We start from the raw sequence: 19,132 nt of genomic DNA, 5'->3' as shown, positions 1-19,132 counted from the left end.
TCCCTTAACTTCTCTCTAACTTCCTTTAACTTCTCTCTAACTTCCCATTTACCAGTCGTCCGAGAATCCGTCGGAAGAATCAGCAAGAAGCGCCTCTTTCAGAATGTCGATAATGGAGTTCTGGAAAGCCGAAGCCATCACGAAAGCCTTGCTCGACGCCAGCTTATGTTTGTCCTTTTCTACATAAGGATAGCAGGAACTGATGTTCCACACCTCATCCTTGCTCACCACCTCGTCATCATCCGCCTCACCGGTAGCAGCCGCGGCGAGCACACTGGCGATGGCACTTGTCCATCCGCCGCCCGATTTTACGGTCACTTCGTAGCTGTCCATATAGACGCTCACCCTTGCCTTCTCCTCCTTCACGTCCACACGGATATACGGCATCATATCCACCTGATAATGGTTGACTCCAGCATTCTGTCTGGCGATATTCTCGATATAAGCCTGGGTAATGATCAGTCCCTGTTCAGCATTCTGCTCTCTAATCACGCCGTGGGTATCCTTACTTTTGAATGCGCGGTTGAACCATTCGATGGCTTTCTTGAAGATTTCTGCCTTCGACTGACCAGCGCAGGCGATGACCTCCTGGTAGTTCAGGCGGTTCTTGTTGTCCAGTGCAACTTCCTTGCTCAGGTTTCCGGCAGCCTCTGTCCAGTTATCACCATATTTATCCTTGGCGTATCTCTCAATCTGTTCGGCTGTAAAGACCTGTGCACTTGCCGTAAGGGTAAGCACGCAGAGTGCAAGTGTGATAAGATATTTCTTCATATTATCATTTATATTTTAAGTGATGCTGCAAAGATAGCATTTTTTTAAATACAAACCCGTTCAGATGATAAAAACCCATGGTGCAATTCGTAAAAACTTGCAGTTACCGGCTTTTAATCATCCAAACGGGTGGATTTTTTCGATTAACAGGAGTAATTTTCGCTATTTCTAGTTCTTCACGCACTTTACGCCCTTGCCCTTGGTAAGATGCAGGGTGGCTGCCTTGAGCTTGTGATTGCTGTGGTCGAAGATGATGGCTGGATCCAGGCGCTTGCCGCCGAAAGACACCTCGAAATGGAGATGCTCTGTGGTGGCCCTGCCAGTGCGGCCCGTAAGACCGATTACCTGGCCTGCCTTCACCTTATCACCCTTCTTCACCATGTTCTTACTCTGATGGCTATAGAGCGTTTCCAAGCTGTAGGCATGCTTGATGCGGATGCAGTTGCCATAGCCGTAGTAAGGTCCCGAGGCAACCACCACGCCATCGAAGGCGGCATAAATCTCGTCGTTAGGCTTGGTCTTCAAATCCACACCCGAGTGACGGCGGGCACCTCCGTATGGACTGATGACACGGGCATCAGGCAATGGATATGCCCATGCCTTCTCCTCTATCTTCTCCAAATCGAGACGGAAGGTGTTGGTGATGGTAAACGGGTCGTACACCTCGTCGGGGTCGAGGGTCATGGCGTGATCGCTACGGCTGCTTCCCGATTTTTTATTTGTTTCCTTATTGTTTCTATCATTCTTATCGTTCTTGGAAACGGAGGAGTCCTTGCCACCAATCACCTTGATGCCGATGCGGTTGCCCTCCTTGCGGAACTGCACGGTCTGTCGGCGGAGCTTATGACTCTTCAGCTCGATGATGGTCTCCGGATTGATGCGCGCACCATTCACCATGATGGAGAAATCGCAATAGGTCTCTCCCTCTCGGGTGCCCACGATGGCAATGGTCTGTCCTGCATCTATCGACTGTCCCACCTTCACCAGGTTCTCGGCATTGTTGGCATACACGGTTTCCAGACCGTTGTCATGGCGGATCACGATCACGTTACCCATCGATTCGGTCTTGCGCGAGAGACGCACATAACCATCAAACATAGCCTTCACTGCATCGCCCTTGGCAGTAGAGATGCGCATCACGCTGTTGCCATTGATAAGGCTAGCCTTGCCCACAGGAAGCGGGAATGAATATTCCTTGGCACGGAATATCTCAAAGTCAACATTGAAGGCTTGACTCTGGGCAAAGAGACCTGGCGTTGCGATGCTCACCTGCTGTTGCTCGGCGGCAGTAAACTCATTCTTGGCGGGCATGAAACTGCTCAGCGAAAGCATCAGCATTCCCGAGACGGCAGCCAGCCCGATTCTTCTTCTTAATCTTCTGTTTACAATCATTCTCTATTCTTTTAGATTCATTTTTTAAATTTAACCATTAAATCTTAAAACATAAAAACATCCATTTTTCCCTCTTCGTTCATAGAAAAGAGAAAAATGGATGTTATCTTGAAAACTTACTTCATCAGAATGCCGGTATAGATTCTGCCACTCTCTATGCCCAGCTTTCTTGCCGAGAAGAACTCGTCGCTATGGGCAAAGGTACAGATGCCGCAATCCTGGATATTCTCCTCAGCCACACCGCAATGCAGCAGGATCTGCTTGTTGCAGAGCGGCAGGTTGATGTGCCACTTCAGCGGCTGCACGATGTTTCCTTCTGCAGCCAGGCGCTCACGCTCGGCAATATCTACCGAGAAGGCGGCATTGGGGCGCTGCTCGGCAATCTCTTCCATCGGGAAGGCTGCCTGCTCGAAAGCCTCATACACCTCATCACCTACCTCGAAATGCTCCAGCGAGATACCCGGACCAATCACTGCCTTCAGCTTCTTTGGCTCCGTATGATAGGCGAAAGCCATCTCCTGGATGGTCTTGTGGACGATGCGTGCCAGCGTACCTCGCCATCCGGCATGGATGGCTGCCACGGCATGGTGCTCCTCGTCATAGAGCAGGATTGGGATGCAGTCGGCGGTAGATACGCCTATGCATACGCCCTTCTCATTGGTCATCACGGCATCTACGCCCTCGAGAATCATCTTGCGGATGTTCTCAGGCATTGAGAAATAATCTCCTGCCACCTGACGGACCTCTACTCCATGCACCTGATGCGGCAGGATGATGTGGTCGATGCTTATGCCCAGCTCATCCGCCAGCTTCCTGCGGTTCTCTGCCACGTGTTCGGCGCAGTCGCCGCAATAGTCATTGATATTGAATTCACTGTAGTTGCCCTGGCTCACTCCTCCCTTTCGGGTGGTAGAGAAAGCAGTGACGCCCTCAGCGATATGATATTCCTTATTCATATTCGAAATCATCTAAGTCATCTACATCCTCGATTTCATCCTCGTCGATATACTCCACGATGTCCTCGCCCTCAGCCTCGAGTTCCTGCTGGAAGCGGCTCATATCCTTGTCACGGTGAACGAGGGTATCTTCTGAAGTAATCTCCTGCAGCTTGTTGCTTTCTGAATTCAACTCCTTCCAGAGCACATCCTTGAGTTCCTGGATGCCCTGTCCGGTAACTGATGAGATGAATACCACCGGAAGATCGGTTGGCAGAGTCTCCTTCAGCATCTCGATGAGCTCCTCGTCCAGCAGGTCACACTTGGTGATGGCGAGCACGCGATGCTTGTCGAGCATCTCTGGGTTGAAGTTCTTCAACTCGCCCAGCAGCACCTCGTATTCCTTCTTGATGTCGTCGGTATCGCCTGGAACCATGAAGAGGAGCAGCGAGTTGCGCTCGATGTGTCGCAGGAATCGCAGTCCCAAGCCCTTTCCTTCGCTCGCTCCCTCGATGATACCCGGGATATCTGCCATCACGAAACTCTGATGGTCGCGGTAATCCACGATACCCAGCGATGGCTCGAGGGTGGTAAACGGATAGTTGGCTATCTTTGGACGGGCACTGGATACGGCAGAGAGCAGGGTTGACTTTCCGGCATTAGGGAAACCCACAAGACCCACATCGGCAAGGAGCTTCAGCTCCATGATGATGGTCATCTCCTGCATCGGCTCACCTGGCTGCGCATAGCGTGGAGCCTGGTTGGTAGAGGTACGGAACTGGAAGTTGCCCAGTCCGCCGCGTCCGCCCTTCAGGAGCAGTACTTCCTGACCGTCGTAAGCCACGTCGCAGACGAACTTACCGGTTTCGGCATTATACACCACGGTACCGCAAGGCACATCGATATAGATGTCCTTACCATCAGTGCCGTGGCACTTGTCACGTCCTCCATTGCCACCATGCTCGGCGAAGAAGTGGCGCTGATACTTCAGATGCAGCAAGGTCCAGTAGTTGTGGTTGCCGCGAAGATAGATGCTTCCTCCACGTCCGCCATCGCCACCGTCAGGTCCACCATTCGGTTGGTACTTCACGTGGCGCAGGTGCATGGAGCCTTTACCACCCTTACCAGAGCGGCAGTTGATCTTTACATAATCTACGAAATTGGATTCAGCCATTGATTTTTCTTTTTAATTTGAACGTTGAATCTTCTTCTTTTGAACGGAAGATTCTTCTTTTTTTAATGAATAAATCTTCCCCGCAGCCTTGCGGGGAAGATTATTATATCTTGATTACAAGTTGTCGATTACATTGCAAACACGAGCAAAGATCTCATCTACAGTTCCGAGACCCTCGATGTGGTGGTGGATACCCTCCTTCTCATACCAGTCGATGAGAGGAGCAGTCTGTGTATGATATACGTTGAGACGCTTCTTGATAGTCTCCTCGTTGTCATCAGAACGGCCACTCAACTTACCGCGGTTGAGCAGACGAGCCATCAGCTCATCCTCTGGAACGGCGAGCTCGATCATGGCAGCAATCTTGTGACCACGCTCAGAGAGCATCTTCTTCAAAGCCTCAGCCTGTGGAGTGGTACGTGGGAAACCGTCGAAGATCACACCTGCGTGATCCTTACCGAAGCTGTCATATACGCTTGCGAGGATGTCGATCATCAACTCGTCTGGAATCAACTGACCATTGTCGATATAGCCCTTGGCAGTCTTGCCGAGCTCTGTACCATTCTTGATTTCGTTACGAAGAACGTCACCTGTTGAAATGTGACCGAGACCATACTTCTCGATCATCTTGTCGCTCTGTGTACCCTTACCAGCACCTGGAGCACCGAAAATTACGATATTTTTCATTTTTACCTTAATATATATAAATTGTTTTATGTTGTGTCAGAAACTTAATTTAAACTGTTAAACCATTGCTTTCCTTTGGGAGTCATAACAAATAATAAGAATACTATAGCAGGGATTCCCACCATAGCCAAAATAATGTATGTACCCAAAAATGGAATATCCAATAACATTTTCTCCCACATGCTTCACCCCCTATTCTTCTACAATCGTGTAGATGTCGCGGAGGTTTCTGCCTTCTTGGTCATAATCTAATCCATATCCTACGATGAAATCGTTAGGGATTTCCATTACGGCATAGTTGATGTCCAGATCCACCTTCAGATTGCCCGGCTTCACGAGGAGTGAGCAGATCTCGATGCTGGCTGGATTCTTCTTCTTCAGATCCTCGATCATGTGAGCCATGGTAAAGCCGGAATCCACGATGTCCTCCACGATCACCACGTGGCGACCGGTAAGATCCTGGTTCAGACCCATCAGAGTCTTCATGCTGCCGGTAGAACTGGTGCCCTCGTAGGAAGCATACTTCACAAAAGAAATCTCGCTTGGTACCGTAATCATTCGCATCAGATCGGCAGCGAAGATAAACGAACCATTCAACACAGCCAGGAACACCGGAGTCTTGTCCGCATAATCCTGGTTCAATCGGTCGGCAACGACCTGTACCTTCTTCAGAATATCTGCCTCTGGAATGGAGGTCTTGAAGGTCTTATCCTTGATTTTTACTATGCCCATAGTCTTGATGATATAATATTTTCTGCAAAATTACGAAAAAATCGTGAAACTTCATCCATTCATCGACTTTTTTTAGTACTTTTGCATTAAATTAATCAGATAATCGGACATAACATACATTAATATATGAAAATATTCACTAGTGCTCAGATACATGAGCTGGATAAATACACCATTGAGCATGAGCCGATCACATCGCTCAACCTGATGGAAAGGGCGGCAAAGGCGCTCACCCGTGCCATCGAGCAGGAATGGTCTAACAGAACACCGGTCGTGGTCTTCGCCGGTCCGGGAAACAATGGTGGTGATGCACTTGCCGTGGCACGCCTCCTCAGTGAAGATGGCTATGGGGTGAGTGTATTCCTGTTCAATGTGCACAACAAGCTTTCTGCCGACTGTGCCACCAACAAGAAACGACTCATCGAGGGTAAGCGCGTCAAGCAGTTTACAGAGGTCACCGTCAACTTCGACCCTCCTCAGCTCGAGGCGGGAATGCTCGTGGTGGATGGCCTCTTCGGCAGCGGACTCAACAAGCCGCTGGCGGGCGGATTCGCTGCCATGGTGAAATACATCAACCAGAGTGCGGCAAAGATCGTGAGCATCGACCTGCCTTCCGGTCTGATGAGCGAGGATAACTCCTACAATATCAGCGCCAACATCATCCGTGCCGACCTCACCCTCACCCTGCAGCAGAAGAAGCTGTCGATGATGATGGCAGACAACCAGCAGTACCTGGGCAGAATCAAGGTGCTTGATATCCGACTCTCTCCAGAGTTCATCCAGCGCACCGAGAGCCGTTGCAGCATCCTTGAGGAGAAGGACATCCGCCAGCTCCTGAAGCCTCGCGGCGACTTCGCCCACAAGGGCAGCATGGGCACGGCACTCCTCATCGCAGGCAGCTACGGCATGTCGGGCGCTTCGGTCCTTGCCACCAGAGCCTGCCTCAGAACGGGTGTGGGAAAGGTGATTACCCATACGCCTAAGAGAAACTACGAAATCATGCAGATTTCCGTGCCCGAGGCGGTACTGCAGATGGATACAGAGGAAACCATCTTCAGCGAACCGGTAGATACGGAAGATTACCACGCCATGGGCATCGGTCCGGGACTGGGAACCAGCGAGGCTACAGCCATCGCCCTAATTGCCCAGCTCAGAAGATGCACCTGTCCGGTAGTGGTGGATGCCGATGCACTCAACATCCTTGCCAGTCACCGTGCCTGGATGCAGCAGTTGCCTAAGAACCTCATCTTCACTCCACATCCTAGAGAGCTTGACCGTCTGGCTGGCATCACCAGCAGCAACTGCACCGAGCGCCTCTTCAAGGCATGCGAGCTTGCCGACCGTCTGCACGGCTACATCCTGCTGAAGGGACATTTCTCAGCCCTCTGTCATCCGGATGGTAAGGTGGAGTTCTGCTCTACGGGCAACAGCGGTATGGCTACGGCGGGCAGTGGCGATGTGCTTACAGGCATCATCACCGCTCTTCTGGCTCGCGGCTACAAGCAGGCAGATGCTGCCCGCATAGGTATGTACCTTCATGGTCTTGCCGGCGACCTCGCCATCAAGGACCTGGGCAAGGAAAGCCTCATCGCCAGCGATCTCATCGATTACCTGCCGAAGGCATTCCTCAGAATGGAAGAGTAAGATTGGAAAAGTATAAGAATGCAGAAAGGGTGTGCTCGTGTGAGCACACCCTTTCTGCATTCTTATGTTTATACTATGCTTCCAATGAATTTCTGGCTTCATAGAAGCGTTTTTCCAGTTCACGTCGAAGGTCGTCCTTGCGGTCCATATTCAGTTTCTTGCGGATATGGCTACGCTGACTGGTGATGTTCGATTCACTCTTGTTCAGTTCGATGCAGATTTCCTTCAGCATCTTACCTTCCAGCACCATCTGGCAGATCACCCTCTCACTGTTGGTAAGGTCGGCACATACCAGATCCCAAGCCTTCTTGCTCAGTTCGCTGGTCTTCAACTGTTCTGCGGCACGGTGCAGGATATTCTTCTGCTGCTCCGGGCTCAGTCGGCTCAGCAGGTTTACCGCTATATCCTTCTCTTCATCCTTCAGGTCGGCAAGCATGTGCAGAGCCTTCTTCTCTTCTTCTCTCATTTGCTTGGGCTGTCTGAGTTCCTTGATAATGACAGGTTCCCAGTTATAGAGCCATACATACAGAATCATCAGGAAACCTACCAGAACAGCCTTGATGCTGAAGAGCAGCACGGAAATCTGCGTATGCGAGAGGGCTACCGCTACCACTGGCAGCAGAGCGACGGCAAAGCCGAGAGAGGTTCGGTTGAGCTGCTGGCTCTGGGCGGTAATGGCGAGTATAAACATGATAAAGATATTGCTCATCACGCTCAGGTTGTCCCGATCGCCCTGATAGTGCAGACAAAGCATACTGTCTATCGCCAGCTTGACGAATACGAGGATATAGAGCAGGGAGATGCCAGTCTTGAATACCACCTTACGCTTCAGCACCACATACGTCAGCAGCACCAGTGCGAGGGTATGGACTATATTATAGAACATGCCCCCCCCATGCTTTCATCATGTAAAACAAAAGGAAGTGATAGGGAATAATGAGTATCTCTATCAGAGTCAAAAAGACGAAGGCAATCACCCTCCGGCGGTCCACCACTCCACAATAGTCAGGGCATAAATGATGTTCCAAGCGCAAACACCAATCCCAAAGTTTGTTCTTAGCTTTCATTATTTGCTTTCTATTTACTTATAATTTAAACAGTCGTTTATATTTATTATAATCAAAGTCTTGCCCGCTTGGGGCACTTTGCATATCTTTCAGGACCTCTGAGTCCTGAATTCATTGATATTTTACCAACTTATTCTTCTCAGTTGCAAAATTACTACTAAAAATCGAAAAACTCTAAGAAAACTGATAAAAAGTGGCTAAAAAAGCAAAAAACAGATGAGAAAAAGCATTTTTCAGGGTTTTTCAGTGTTTCATTTATGCGGTTTTTATTCGGTATCAGCATTTTTAGGCGCATTTTTCTTGGCAGCAATCGAAAAAGACGCTATCTTTGCAATCGTAAAAACAAAGTTCGCGGTTTCAAGCCCGAACTTCCAATCAAACCCCAAAGTTGCCAACAGGCATCTAAGAACAATGGAGTAGATGATAAAGATGATGATGAGTAGAAGAAGAGTAAATGATAGACTTACTATTCTTTAATAAATAAAGTCTAGTTTCAAGCCTATTGAATGGAAGGAAAAGGAAATTAAGAAAAAGAAAAAAGTATAAGTATAAGTATAAGTAAAAGATGATGATGCGTTTCTCTAGAGAGACCATTTGTCATTCTTAAATCATTAAAAGATTTTAAGTATGAACAGAAGGATTTTAATTGCGCTACTGGCTGTAGGCAGCTTCATCTGCCCAGCCGTCGCTCAGAAGGTGGCCTTGAAGACGAATCTCCTTTATGATGCTACAAGCACCATGAACCTCGGCTTCGAATTTGGCCTTTCCCCAAAATGGACCTTGGATGTATCCGGCAACTACAACCCGTGGACATTTTCCAAGAACAAGAAGTGGCAGCACTGGCTTGTTCAACCAGAAGCTAGATACTGGTTCTGCAATAAGATGATGGGCTCCTTCATCGGCTTCCACGCCCTCGGAGGTTCTCATAACATAGGTAACGTAGATCTTGACTTCAAGTTCCTCGGTACCGACTTCTCCAAATTGAAAGATTACAGATACGAAGGTTGGTTCGTAGGTGCAGGTGTTGCATACGGTTATACCTGGGCTCTCTCCAAGCATTGGAACTTCGAGGCTGAACTCGGAGTGGGATACGTTTATTCGAAATCGGATAAATATGAATGCCCACAGTGTGGCGAGAAACTCGAGAAAGACAAGGCGCATCACTACGTAGGACCTACCAAGGCGGCACTCAATCTGGTGTATGTCTTCTAATTCATGATACATTATTATATTAATAAGTAAAAACTGAAGATTATGAATACATATAAGATTTTAAACAAGACACTTGGAGCCGTCGCCCTCAGCATTCTGTTTAGCACTAACGCTATCGCTCAGGAACAGGCTGCCAAGGATATGAAAGTCCTCAACAAGGAAATCAAGAAGAAAGGCAATAAGGTGAACGTCTATATGGACCTCAATCTCGATGACGTGAAACTGGCAAGCAACAAGGGTCTCATCCTTACACCTATTTTATATAAAGGTGAGGATACGCTCAAGCTCCCGGCTGTGGAGGTGATGGGTAACAAGAGATACATCTACTACCAGCGTACCAAGAAGACCGCTACCCAGAACCCGCTCATCGTTGCCAAGCGTGAAAACAAGGAGCCACAGACGCTCCGATACGCTTACTCTACTCCTTACCAGGACTGGATGAAGAACTCCAACTTCGCCATCAGCAATGATGCATGCGGATGTAACCAGAAACTGCTGGCAGAAAACCTGCTCACCAACAATGGCGAGGCGCTCGTTACTCCTCAGCAGCTCTACCAGGCTTATCAGCAGCCAAAGGCGGAGGCAGTGAAGATCAGACAGGAAAACGGTTCGGCTAGACTCAACTTCCGCATCAACAAGTGGGATATCGTGAAGGATCTCGGTAACAATACCAATGAGTTGGCTACCATCAAGCAGACACTCGACCTCGTGAAGAACGACCCTGATGTAACCATCACTTCCATTACCCTCCACGGATATGCTTCTCCAGACGGCAGCTATGCCAACAACAACAAGCTTTCCCGCAACCGTACCCAGGCTCTCTACAACTACCTGTTGAAGACCTACCCTATCGACAAGAAGCTCTTCAAGGTAGAATCTACAGCTGAGGATTGGGAAGGAACACTGGAGTACATCAAGAGTCACAACATCCCTCAGAAGGAAGCTGCTCTCAAGATCATCAACAGCGATATGACTCCTGACCAGAAGGAACAGACGCTCGCAGCCAAGGCTGGTGAGGCATTCCGATTCCTCGTTGACAAGGTTTGGCCAAGCTTGCGCCGCACAGATTACACCATCGAGTACGACGTGAAGGCATTCAACCTCGAAGAGGCTCGCAGAGTAATCAATACCCGTCCGCAGAAGCTCTCTCTCCAGGAGATGTACATGGTGGCAAACAGTTATCCGAAGGGAAGCGAAGAGTACAACAATGTATTCGACACAGCCGTGAAGATGTTCCCAGAAGATAAGCTCGCCAATCTGAATGCAGCCCTTGCTGCCATCGACAGAGGTGACAAGGTAAGCGCAGAGAAGTACCTGAAGAAGGCTGGCACCGGTGCCGAAGTAGATAATGCCCGTGGTTGCCTCGCCGTTCTCAATGAGGATTACGAAGCTGCCAAGCAGTACTTCCAGAAGGCAGTAGCCGGAGGCTTGAAGGGTGCTCAGGAGAATCTCAACAAGCTGAACAAGATTGTGGAATAAGCTAAGCGCCCTGAAAGGGCAAAAGCTCCTAGCCCAGGGCAACCCCCTGGGTAAACAAGCCGCAAGCAAAGCGCCCTGAAAGGGCAAAAGCTTCATAAACGCTTGATGTAATTTATATATAAGTAAAAGAATAAACAATAATATTAATATAAACTAAAAAATTTAATTTAAGAACAAGAAAAGAAAGAATAGTATTTGATTACCCCCGGGCGAAGCCAGTGATGAGGTCAGAGAGACCCGTCCATTTCGCAACTCAAACTAAAAAATTTGTATAACACTTAATAAGTAAAAGATTATGAAGAAAATGAATTTGCTCGCAATGAGCTTGGTATCAGCAGCAGCGTTATCTTTCTCAAGCTGCAGTAACAATGATGATTTGACAGGTGGTGGAACTCAGTCACAGGCTGACGGTGTCTATATGACATTGAAGATTTCTGGTGCTACCAGTCATGGAACCAGAACTAGTGTAACAGACGGCAAAACTACCACAGATAATGGTAGTGTGGCAGAGAGTACAATAACAGAAGGTATGATGTATATCTATGATGGACCTACCTGTGTATTCCGCAAGGTTATCACCAAGGATATGTTCGAGACAGCCCCTACTCAGACAACTTCAGGTGTTACAAAACCAATTAAGGTTGCGGTAACTGGAGCAATTACTACTGGTAAGAAGTATGATGTTTACTTCTTAGCAAACAGAACAAATGTAGATAATCCAATTGCAGCTACTTCTATCTTTACATCAACTACAGGTGGAGCAGACTTTGCTACAGATAACAAATTCGTTATGTTCAATCAAAATGATGGAACAAAGGCAGCAGCTCATAGCAAGGTTGAATTTACAGACGCAGCTAAGTCTGATAAATCACCAGCCGCAGCTGACGAGATTAAATTGGATCGTGTAGTTGCTCGTATCGATAACCCATCGTTCGACGAATCTGTAAAAACCGTAACTCCTGCTGAAAATACAACGACCTCTATCAATGTTGCAGATGTTGTAGCAGGCATTTCATACGAGGGATTTGCTGTATCAAACTTGAACAACAACTCTTATGTCATGCAGAACTGGGATACTAAGTTCAAGACATTGAATGTGAAATGGGGAGAGCCTAAGTATTCTCTGCCAAAGAGTGATTATGGTACATTATACAATGCTGCCGGTCTTGTGAACTTTAGCTCAAAAGAAAATCCAGTCAGCTGGAAGTATGCTTTCGAGAATACCACAACTGACGTAAACGATGCTACAGCAGTTTACTTCAAGGTTAAGGTTGCCTTGACTGAGACAGCAAATAACGCATCAGACTTCAAGGATGGTACATTCTATCGTTATGACGGAAGACTTTACACCAGCATTCAGGCTATTTACAATGATGCTGCAACAGGTGCGATTTCTAACCCATTCACCGAGACAAGCAGCATTACTCCTGCAGACGTAGTGGCAAAGATCTCAGATGCAGATGGCAAGCTTACCACAGACGAAGCTAAATTGGCACAATTCCGCCAGGACTACAAGATTGAGGTTTACCGCCAGGGTGTAATGTACTACCGCTGGGCTATCTCAGACAATGCTTACAAGCCATTTATTGCAAGTGAGACAACTCATACATATTCTGTATTGCGTAACAGCATCTATCGCTTGAAAGTTACAAAGGTTAGCGAAATCGGTAAGGACGTTCCTAATGGACCAGAGCCAGACGATCCTGTCAAGAATCCTAACTTCTACATGAATGTAACAGTTAGCATCAACCCTTGGGTTCTCAATGCACAGCCAATCGAGTTGAAGTAATCAGAACTTCAATTGGAAATAAAAGATGAATACGGGATGCACCCCATCCCCCGCTCTCAAGATAATTCTTGAAACAACAATACTCTCAATCTCCCGGGGGCAACCCCGCCTCCGGGAGATTAAAAAAGAAAAAGATGATATTTGCCGCCAACAGATGGCGGGAACCCCTATCGTGCTGAATCAGCACCACTCAACAAGAAAAAAAAGATGCCGGAGGCTACCCCACTTCTTACGCCCTACGGCACACTAGATATAAGTAAAAGAATTAATAAAATACAAACGATATGAAACATTTCATCATCAAAAACGGTTGCAAAGTGGTTTGTATCTCAGCCATCGCACTCTCTTCGCTTTCATCATGCATGAAAGACGATTTGACGAATTGTCCTGCACCTAAGGTGTCGCTCAAGTTCGATTATACATATAATGTTGAGAACGCTGATGCCTTCTCCCAGGAAGTGAAAAACCTCAACGTCTATGTTTTCGATAAAAACGGTAAATACTTCGATACCTATACGCAGTCAGCCGACAAATTCGAAACGGGTCACAGCATGGACATCACAGACTTACAGGAAGGCAAATATACCTTCGTCTGCCTCGCTCGTGACAAGAAACCTACAGGTAGCAGAGCCGACGGTGACGACGAGATGGAGTTCAGCTTCACCCAACTCACACCAGGTGTTTCTACCATCAACGACCTGCAGGAGGAAATGGGAAAGAAAGACGGAGAAGCTTCTGTCAACAACAAGAAGTTCACCGCTCTCTACACTGCCCAGACATCTCTCGACTTCAAGGGCAAAAAGGACACATCCGGCAAACTGAGCTTGATGAAATGTACCAAGACCTACCGCATCGTGATGCTTCCATACGGTAACGACCAAGAGGGATTCGTTGCAGAAAACTTCGACGTAAGAATCAAGGGCTCGGCTGCCCTCCTCGACTACAAGGGCGACAAGGTAAAGGATGCCAACGGAGTAGAACAGAACAAGCCGATTACCTACGTGCCTTACAACGAGAAACTGGTGGTTAACTCCAGCGGCAATACCCAGGTAGAAGGTGAAGAAATCGACAAGGCTTTGGTTTACGACCTGTCTTCTTCCAGAATGTTCGAGCGCAAGAACGATGTAAGCACCCGCAACACCGAAAGCACGGAGTACGATGACAAGCGAATCGTAATCACCGACAAGCGCACAGGCAAGGTAATCTTCAACCACTCACTGCCATGGTTCCTCGCTCTCTGCGGCGAGCGCACCGACAAGGGCTGGGAGGATCAGGAATACCTCGACCGCCAGGATCACTACACCCTCGTATTCTACGTTCCAAGTCCTGATACAGACTACCACATGGTCGCAAAAATCAAGGTAAACGGCTGGCTTCTCAATCTGCAGGACGTAGATTTAGGATCCAAGTAAAATGATCATAAAACAGTAACAAAGTAAAAGTATAAGTAAAAGATAGGAGATACAAGTTATGTTCGATTTCGCAAAAAGAAAAATCTGTGCGAATCAACTGACTAGCATTATGAAGGGAATAGCAGCATTGGCACCCACCTTGCTGCTTACCCTGATACTAACATCATGTATGTCGGACGGTTACACAGATACAGCTGCTGGAAAGAGTGATACCTACATCAACCTGAATGTATCAACTCCTACAGCTCAGGCCAGAGCCAAAGCTCCTGCTGGTTCAACAGCAGGTACCAGCGGAACGCTCGGGCAAGACGAAACTTCCCCAAATCCAACAGAAGAGGAGAAAATATACAGTATCAGAGTTTGGGCTTTCAAAAGCGGCAGCGCTGAAACTGCAGCACCAATAGGATTCAAGGCAGAAACCGGCCTCAACGAAACCGGTTCACATCAGGTAAGTATGAAATTGTTGCGCAAAGCAGCAGGTGATTTGGATAATATCGACCTTTTCATCCTGCTCAATGCAGAAAGCATTGGAGTTCTGAACGATAACAATTGCAATAGAATGACTCGCCAGGAATTGAAAAATGCTGTATTCAACTCAAACTTCGGTATCAAAAAAGATGGCAGCGCTCAGGCTATTACTGTTCCTGCTACAGGTTTACCAATCTCACGTGTCATTACAAACATCAATGTAAAAAACAACATTGCAGATAATGCAGCCGAAGCAGCTACCAAACCTGTAAGTGTTCCATTGGTAAGAGCCGTTTCCAAGCTCCACTTCTTCTTTGCCCGTAAGACCGGCAAGGATACAGAAAGTGTAACTGTCACCAAGATTGTTGTAAACGGAGAGACCCTGACAGAAGCAAGCCCAGTATTCCCAGAAGCAGCAACAGATGCCGAAAAGGATACTAAAGGATTGACAGGAAGTCTCAATGGTCTCAATTACCTCACCAAGAATTTGATATTCGGAGCTATTGCAACAAATAAAATCAACCCTGTTGCCGATCCTAAGGTATATATTCAAAATACCGGAGAAAAAGCCCAGGATTATATGACTCGTCTCAGCACTGGTGTACAGGAAGGTTGCAGAAGCTATCTTCGTGAGACAGACAAGACCATAACTGGTACGATTCATTTCAAGTCAAATGCTTCGCTTGCAGAAAGATCGGTTGTTTTTGAGATTCCAGAAGCCTATCGCAATCATGAATTGGTTGTATATGGCTATTTCTCTGGAGAAGCATTACTGGATCTCAACTTAGAATACTACGTAGCAAACTGGAATGAGAAGGCTGCTACAGATATCACATTTAATTAAACTATTGGAGGAATCATAATATGAAGAAAGTAATGAAATTAGCATACCTGCTCATGGGAGTAGCACTCTTACTCAGCAGTTGCTCGGAAGACATCTTCCCGGGCGGCAGCGAGAGCAACGAGGATGTTACCATTTCGTTGGCCTATTCTGATGTTTCCCCAAGAGACATCGTGGTCAACTCCCGAGCTACAGATGCAGAGGAGCGTCATCTCGACAACCTCTACATCTATATATTTGATGGCAATGGTAATCTGAAGGGCTATAAAGGGATTGAAGGTGAAGTAAATCTGAATCAATATACCAGCAACAACACCAAAGCAGAAATAACTGGCATCAAGACAAGAAGTGGCGAATCATACATCTATGCAGTAGCCAACATTTCTACGGGTCTATACCCAGTTGAGACCAGCAGCGGTACTGTTGCTGCAAACAAGTTACCTATTAACTTGAATGAAGAAACAGCCCGTGCCGGAGGATATGACTTCACCCTCGACCAGCTGAAAGCTTTGACTTTCAAGCGTAACAACACTAGCATTGATATTACAAGTGCATTCTTGATGAGCGGTGCGGTACAGGATGGAAATCTGGTAAATATCACAACCGCAGGTACAATTGCCAGCGGCGACAATGCTATTCGATTGAGCCGCATCGTATCAAAGGTAAAGTTTACCATCAAGGCTGCTAAGACAACAGGAGTTACCCGTTCATTTAAGCTGGAAACTTACGACATTATGAACATTGCCGTAGATGGTTCGCTGGTAGGAAAGATTGATGGAAACAGAAGGAATAAGACAACGAACGTAAACAACAACATCGGTAACACAGTTCGACCAAACGATGTGGAAAATGATGCTCAGTTCTTCGAAGTCTATTTGCCAGAAAATCTTCAGGATGCAGTTCACAACGTAACCACCCAAGCAGAACGTGAAGATGACAGTCAGAGTATTCCGAAAGAATTTACCAATGCACCTGCTAATGGTACATACGTAGTATTAAAAGGTAAGTATGAAGAAACAACAAGTAGTTCTACTAAGAGTGCCGACGTTACCTACTATGTTCATCTGGGCGACTGTTCTAGAGATAAAAACAACTATGATGTAGAGCGTAACTGCAAATATACCTACAACATCACAGTAGCAGGTGTAGATAAAATCATCGTAGAAGCCAAGAAAGAATCAGGAGCAGATCAGCCAGGTGCCGAAGGCGTAGTTTTGGAATATGGAGCGACAGGTAAGAACATGACACTCGACAGTCACTACGAGTATATGGTCATGCGCTTCTATCAGAATGATATCCAAGCGTTGAAAAAAGCAGGTAAAGGCTATTTCTATCAGGTTTATGCCCTGGGTAATCATACCGACGTAATCAACGTGGGCGCAACAACAGTTGGCAAAAAGAACGATGTAGATACAAGCTGGATTCAGTTTGCAATCAAATGCCGAAGAGACGGTTCTAGCAGTACATACAGCGAAGATAAAACGAACAGAGGTACAGCTTGCAGTTATCCTGGCACCAATGCCAACGATCTCTACACTGTAGATAAATTCTTGAAATATCTCTATGATAATGCAAATTCAACTAGTATCTGGACTGGAGGATATGACTATAATAAAGGATCATATTATGTCGATGCAACATGCTTTATCAGTGAGAACTATTACAAGAATCTCACATGGAATCAATATGTGAATGATGTTGATAAGCGTGCCTTTTATGTTGCTAATGAGGTTAAGACCAGTAATGATGGCAGAAGCGTTTACGCTCAGACTCAATATGGTTTGACCCAGTATAACATTCAGACCTTCTATGACAGAAGCAAAGCTGGAAGCATCACTGCTTACGGTTGCGAGACTATCAATGACGAGGAGGGTAAAGGGTTTAGTGTTAATGGTGGTGGAAGTACCTATCAATCTGCTGGTTCCGATACATGGAATGGACGTGCCAATATGGTTGCGGACATAAATACAAGAACAGACACCTGGAAGTCACTCAAAAACAACACGTCTCTGATCAAAGCGTGCATGTCTAGAAACCGAGACTTGAATGGAGATGGCAAAATCAGTGATGATGAAATCCGCTGGTATGCCCCTACAATTTCTCAGTATATTGGTATCTGGATTGGTGAGGAGATTATGAGCGGTGAGTCTAAACTCTTCAATAAAGCCACATCTACACTCAGCACTAGCAATGATCCTGGATGTCGTATGTTGTATTATAGTTCAACATACAATGAGAACACTTACTTCTCTGAAGAAGGTTTGGCAACCAATCATAACAATTCTGCCTATCCTCCAAAATTGGTACGCTGCCTTCGCAATTTGAAATCAAACGATGTGGGATACAACCGAACTCCTGCCAAGTACTACACGTACGAAAGTTCTGTGGTAACACTGAACAATGTTGATGAAAAAGCATTGAACACATCAGGAGAACAAGGTGAATTGAATGCGCACACAGAACGTTCTGCACTCAATAAACCTGCCAAAAAGTTCAAGATTTCAAATGAGAAATATTATGGTGAAGGATACACAGACGGGTGGGGCTACTGGCATTGGACAGGAGTTACGCCTACTCAGGAGCATGTAGTAGATGGTACATTTAAATGTTACAACAAATATGAGGAAGGTGACAAAAAATGGAGAGTTCCAAACCAAAGAGAATTATCAGTAATGTTTCTTGTTGATAAAGACAAGATTACAAACACCTACTGTAGAACAATATTCTCTAACACGAACTTTAGAAAGTCATGGACTTATAGTTCTAACATCTTCACAATGGATGTTAACAAGTGGAATGCTACCGGCTCTGTCCGCTGTATCAAGGTACAAAAATAGTTAGCAAAATACAAAAGTTAAGAATCATATATCTGTAAGAGAGAGGGAAGGAAGTTGGGAATACTTCCTCCCCCTTATTAGTTATTATAAGACATTATTATCATTTACTATTATACAAATTTGCGAAGACTAGACTAGACTGGTCGTTGGAATTTTAGTTGCCGAGGTGACTCACCTTCTAAGATTCCACGACTTTTTTGTGCCCTGAAAATTCCACCCCCGCCAGCCGTCCCACACCCCGCTAGGCGTCCCATACACCGCCAGGCGTCCCGACGGATTTGAAATCCGTCGTAAAAAAAGGTTCGACCTATCAAACCAGGGGATTTGTAATCCCCCTAATCCATAACATATAACAATCTCCCTGCTGCGGATTGCAAATCCGCAGAACATAAATAGGTTAGGTCATTTTTTAACGACGGATTGCAAATCCGTCGGAACGCCTAACGGAGGATAGGGAGATTATATAAAAAATATCGCACAACAGATGATATCCACTTGCACAACAAGTGTTGGGCGAGCGCATATCAGCTGTTATGCAAGCGCACAACAGCTGTTGTGCGGCTGAAGACATAGGCATTTCCGGCTTATACCATTAATCCTTCCGGCAACAAGCAAAGGTTACTCCGAAGACTATTAACGTAAAAACGATGCAACAATGATAGTACTTACAAGGCACGATGATAGTACTTACA

15 protein-coding genes are annotated in these 19,132 nt (G+C 46.5%); 8 read left to right on the top strand and 7 right to left on the bottom strand.

Features of this window, described 5'->3' with window-relative positions:
• Window positions 1-48: 48 nt before the first annotated feature.
• The 6 genes from DW657_RS04350 to hpt form a co-directional block, all read right to left on the bottom strand.
• On the bottom strand, window positions 49-771 hold the full coding sequence (locus tag DW657_RS04350) for a DUF4468 domain-containing protein (protein ID WP_118311562.1): 723 nt from the start codon (window positions 769-771) through the stop codon (window positions 49-51).
• 168 nt (window positions 772-939) lie between these two features.
• Window positions 940-2,163: a M23 family metallopeptidase gene (locus DW657_RS04345; RefSeq protein WP_199658300.1), complete on the bottom strand. Its 1,224-nt coding sequence runs from the start codon at window positions 2,161-2,163 to the stop codon at window positions 940-942.
• 116 nt (window positions 2,164-2,279) lie between these two features.
• Entirely contained in the window at window positions 2,280-3,119 is an 840-nt protein-coding gene (gene pgeF / locus DW657_RS04340) for a peptidoglycan editing factor PgeF (protein WP_089543889.1), read from the bottom strand.
• Window positions 3,112-4,272, bottom strand: coding sequence for a GTPase ObgE (obgE, locus tag DW657_RS04335; protein ID WP_089543890.1), 1,161 nt, complete (start codon window positions 4,270-4,272; stop codon window positions 3,112-3,114). Before obgE ends, pgeF begins: the two co-directional genes overlap by 8 nt.
• A gap of 114 nt (window positions 4,273-4,386) precedes the next feature.
• On the bottom strand, window positions 4,387-4,959 hold the full coding sequence (locus tag DW657_RS04330) for an adenylate kinase (protein ID WP_089543891.1): 573 nt from the start codon (window positions 4,957-4,959) through the stop codon (window positions 4,387-4,389).
• Window positions 4,960-5,151: 192 nt separating this feature from the next.
• Window positions 5,152-5,691, bottom strand: coding sequence for a hypoxanthine phosphoribosyltransferase (gene hpt, locus DW657_RS04325; RefSeq protein WP_089543893.1), 540 nt, complete (start codon window positions 5,689-5,691; stop codon window positions 5,152-5,154).
• 126 nt (window positions 5,692-5,817) lie between these two features.
• On the opposite strand from hpt, the gene DW657_RS04320 reads away from it, so the two are divergent.
• A complete protein-coding gene (locus DW657_RS04320; RefSeq protein WP_118311560.1) occupies window positions 5,818-7,335 on the top strand; it encodes an NAD(P)H-hydrate dehydratase in 1,518 nt (505 codons plus the stop codon).
• A 73-nt stretch (window positions 7,336-7,408) separates the two neighbouring features.
• On the opposite strand, the gene DW657_RS04315 is transcribed toward DW657_RS04320, so the two are convergent.
• Window positions 7,409-8,221 carry a LuxR C-terminal-related transcriptional regulator gene (locus DW657_RS04315; RefSeq protein WP_118311559.1) on the bottom strand — a complete coding sequence of 271 codons (813 nt, stop codon included), beginning with the start codon at window positions 8,219-8,221 and terminating at the stop codon, window positions 7,409-7,411.
• A gap of 397 nt (window positions 8,222-8,618) precedes the next feature.
• Between DW657_RS04315 and DW657_RS17565 the strand changes: the two genes are divergently transcribed.
• The 7 genes from DW657_RS17565 (at window position 8,619) to DW657_RS04280 (ending at window position 18,440) form a co-directional block, all read left to right on the top strand.
• The gene (locus DW657_RS17565; protein ID WP_147381884.1) at window positions 8,619-8,822 is read left to right on the top strand and encodes a hypothetical protein; all 204 of its coding nucleotides are present in this window, start codon (window positions 8,619-8,621) and stop codon (window positions 8,820-8,822) included.
• 207 nt (window positions 8,823-9,029) lie between these two features.
• Window positions 9,030-9,614, top strand: coding sequence for a DUF3575 domain-containing protein (locus tag DW657_RS04305; protein WP_089543896.1), 585 nt, complete (start codon window positions 9,030-9,032; stop codon window positions 9,612-9,614).
• Window positions 9,615-9,656: 42 nt separating this feature from the next.
• The gene (locus DW657_RS04300) at window positions 9,657-11,093 is read left to right on the top strand and encodes a DUF3868 domain-containing protein (RefSeq protein WP_118311557.1); all 1,437 of its coding nucleotides are present in this window, start codon (window positions 9,657-9,659) and stop codon (window positions 11,091-11,093) included.
• A gap of 295 nt (window positions 11,094-11,388) precedes the next feature.
• Complete coding sequence (locus tag DW657_RS04295) at window positions 11,389-12,882, top strand: Mfa1 family fimbria major subunit (RefSeq protein WP_118311556.1); 1,494 nt, start codon at window positions 11,389-11,391, stop codon at window positions 12,880-12,882.
• A 284-nt stretch (window positions 12,883-13,166) separates the two neighbouring features.
• Window positions 13,167-14,294 carry a FimB/Mfa2 family fimbrial subunit gene (locus DW657_RS04290; RefSeq protein WP_118311555.1) on the top strand — a complete coding sequence of 376 codons (1,128 nt, stop codon included), beginning with the start codon at window positions 13,167-13,169 and terminating at the stop codon, window positions 14,292-14,294.
• Window positions 14,295-14,403: 109 nt separating this feature from the next.
• Window positions 14,404-15,606: a hypothetical protein gene (locus DW657_RS04285; RefSeq protein WP_147381883.1), complete on the top strand. Its 1,203-nt coding sequence runs from the start codon at window positions 14,404-14,406 to the stop codon at window positions 15,604-15,606.
• Between the two features lie 32 nt (window positions 15,607-15,638).
• Window positions 15,639-18,440 carry a DUF4906 domain-containing protein gene (locus DW657_RS04280; RefSeq protein ID WP_158577313.1) on the top strand — a complete coding sequence of 934 codons (2,802 nt, stop codon included), beginning with the start codon at window positions 15,639-15,641 and terminating at the stop codon, window positions 18,438-18,440.
• The last annotated feature ends 692 nt before the right edge of the window (window positions 18,441-19,132 follow it).

It is taken from the genome of Prevotella sp. AM23-5, from assembly GCF_003473645.1.
Taxonomy (GTDB): Bacteria; Bacteroidota; Bacteroidia; order Bacteroidales; family Bacteroidaceae; genus Prevotella; species Prevotella copri_A.
This window is presented reverse-complemented; position numbering and strand designations above follow the sequence as displayed.

Bases quoted from the DNA above. Each gene is read 5' to 3' on its own strand.
- DW657_RS04350 (WP_118311562.1), bottom strand. From the start codon at position 771: ATGAAGAAATATCTTATCACACTTGCACTCTGCGTGCTTACCCTTACG.
- DW657_RS04345 (WP_199658300.1), bottom strand. From the start codon at position 2,163: ATGATTGTAAACAGAAGATTAAGAAGAAGAATCGGGCTGGCTGCCGTC.
- pgeF (WP_089543889.1), bottom strand. From the start codon at position 3,119: ATGAATAAGGAATATCATATCGCTGAGGGCGTCACTGCTTTCTCTACC.
- obgE (WP_089543890.1), bottom strand. From the start codon at position 4,272: ATGGCTGAATCCAATTTCGTAGATTATGTAAAGATCAACTGCCGCTCT.
- DW657_RS04330 (WP_089543891.1), bottom strand. From the start codon at position 4,959: ATGAAAAATATCGTAATTTTCGGTGCTCCAGGTGCTGGTAAGGGTACA.
- hpt (WP_089543893.1), bottom strand. From the start codon at position 5,691: ATGGGCATAGTAAAAATCAAGGATAAGACCTTCAAGACCTCCATTCCA.
- DW657_RS04320 (WP_118311560.1), top strand. From the start codon at position 5,818: ATGAAAATATTCACTAGTGCTCAGATACATGAGCTGGATAAATACACC.
- DW657_RS04315 (WP_118311559.1), bottom strand. From the start codon at position 8,221: ATGTTCTATAATATAGTCCATACCCTCGCACTGGTGCTGCTGACGTAT.
- DW657_RS17565 (WP_147381884.1), top strand. From the start codon at position 8,619: ATGAGAAAAAGCATTTTTCAGGGTTTTTCAGTGTTTCATTTATGCGGT.
- DW657_RS04305 (WP_089543896.1), top strand. From the start codon at position 9,030: ATGAACAGAAGGATTTTAATTGCGCTACTGGCTGTAGGCAGCTTCATC.
- DW657_RS04300 (WP_118311557.1), top strand. From the start codon at position 9,657: ATGAATACATATAAGATTTTAAACAAGACACTTGGAGCCGTCGCCCTC.
- DW657_RS04295 (WP_118311556.1), top strand. From the start codon at position 11,389: ATGAAGAAAATGAATTTGCTCGCAATGAGCTTGGTATCAGCAGCAGCG.
- DW657_RS04290 (WP_118311555.1), top strand. From the start codon at position 13,167: ATGAAACATTTCATCATCAAAAACGGTTGCAAAGTGGTTTGTATCTCA.
- DW657_RS04285 (WP_147381883.1), top strand. From the start codon at position 14,404: ATGAAGGGAATAGCAGCATTGGCACCCACCTTGCTGCTTACCCTGATA.
- DW657_RS04280 (WP_158577313.1), top strand. From the start codon at position 15,639: ATGAAATTAGCATACCTGCTCATGGGAGTAGCACTCTTACTCAGCAGT.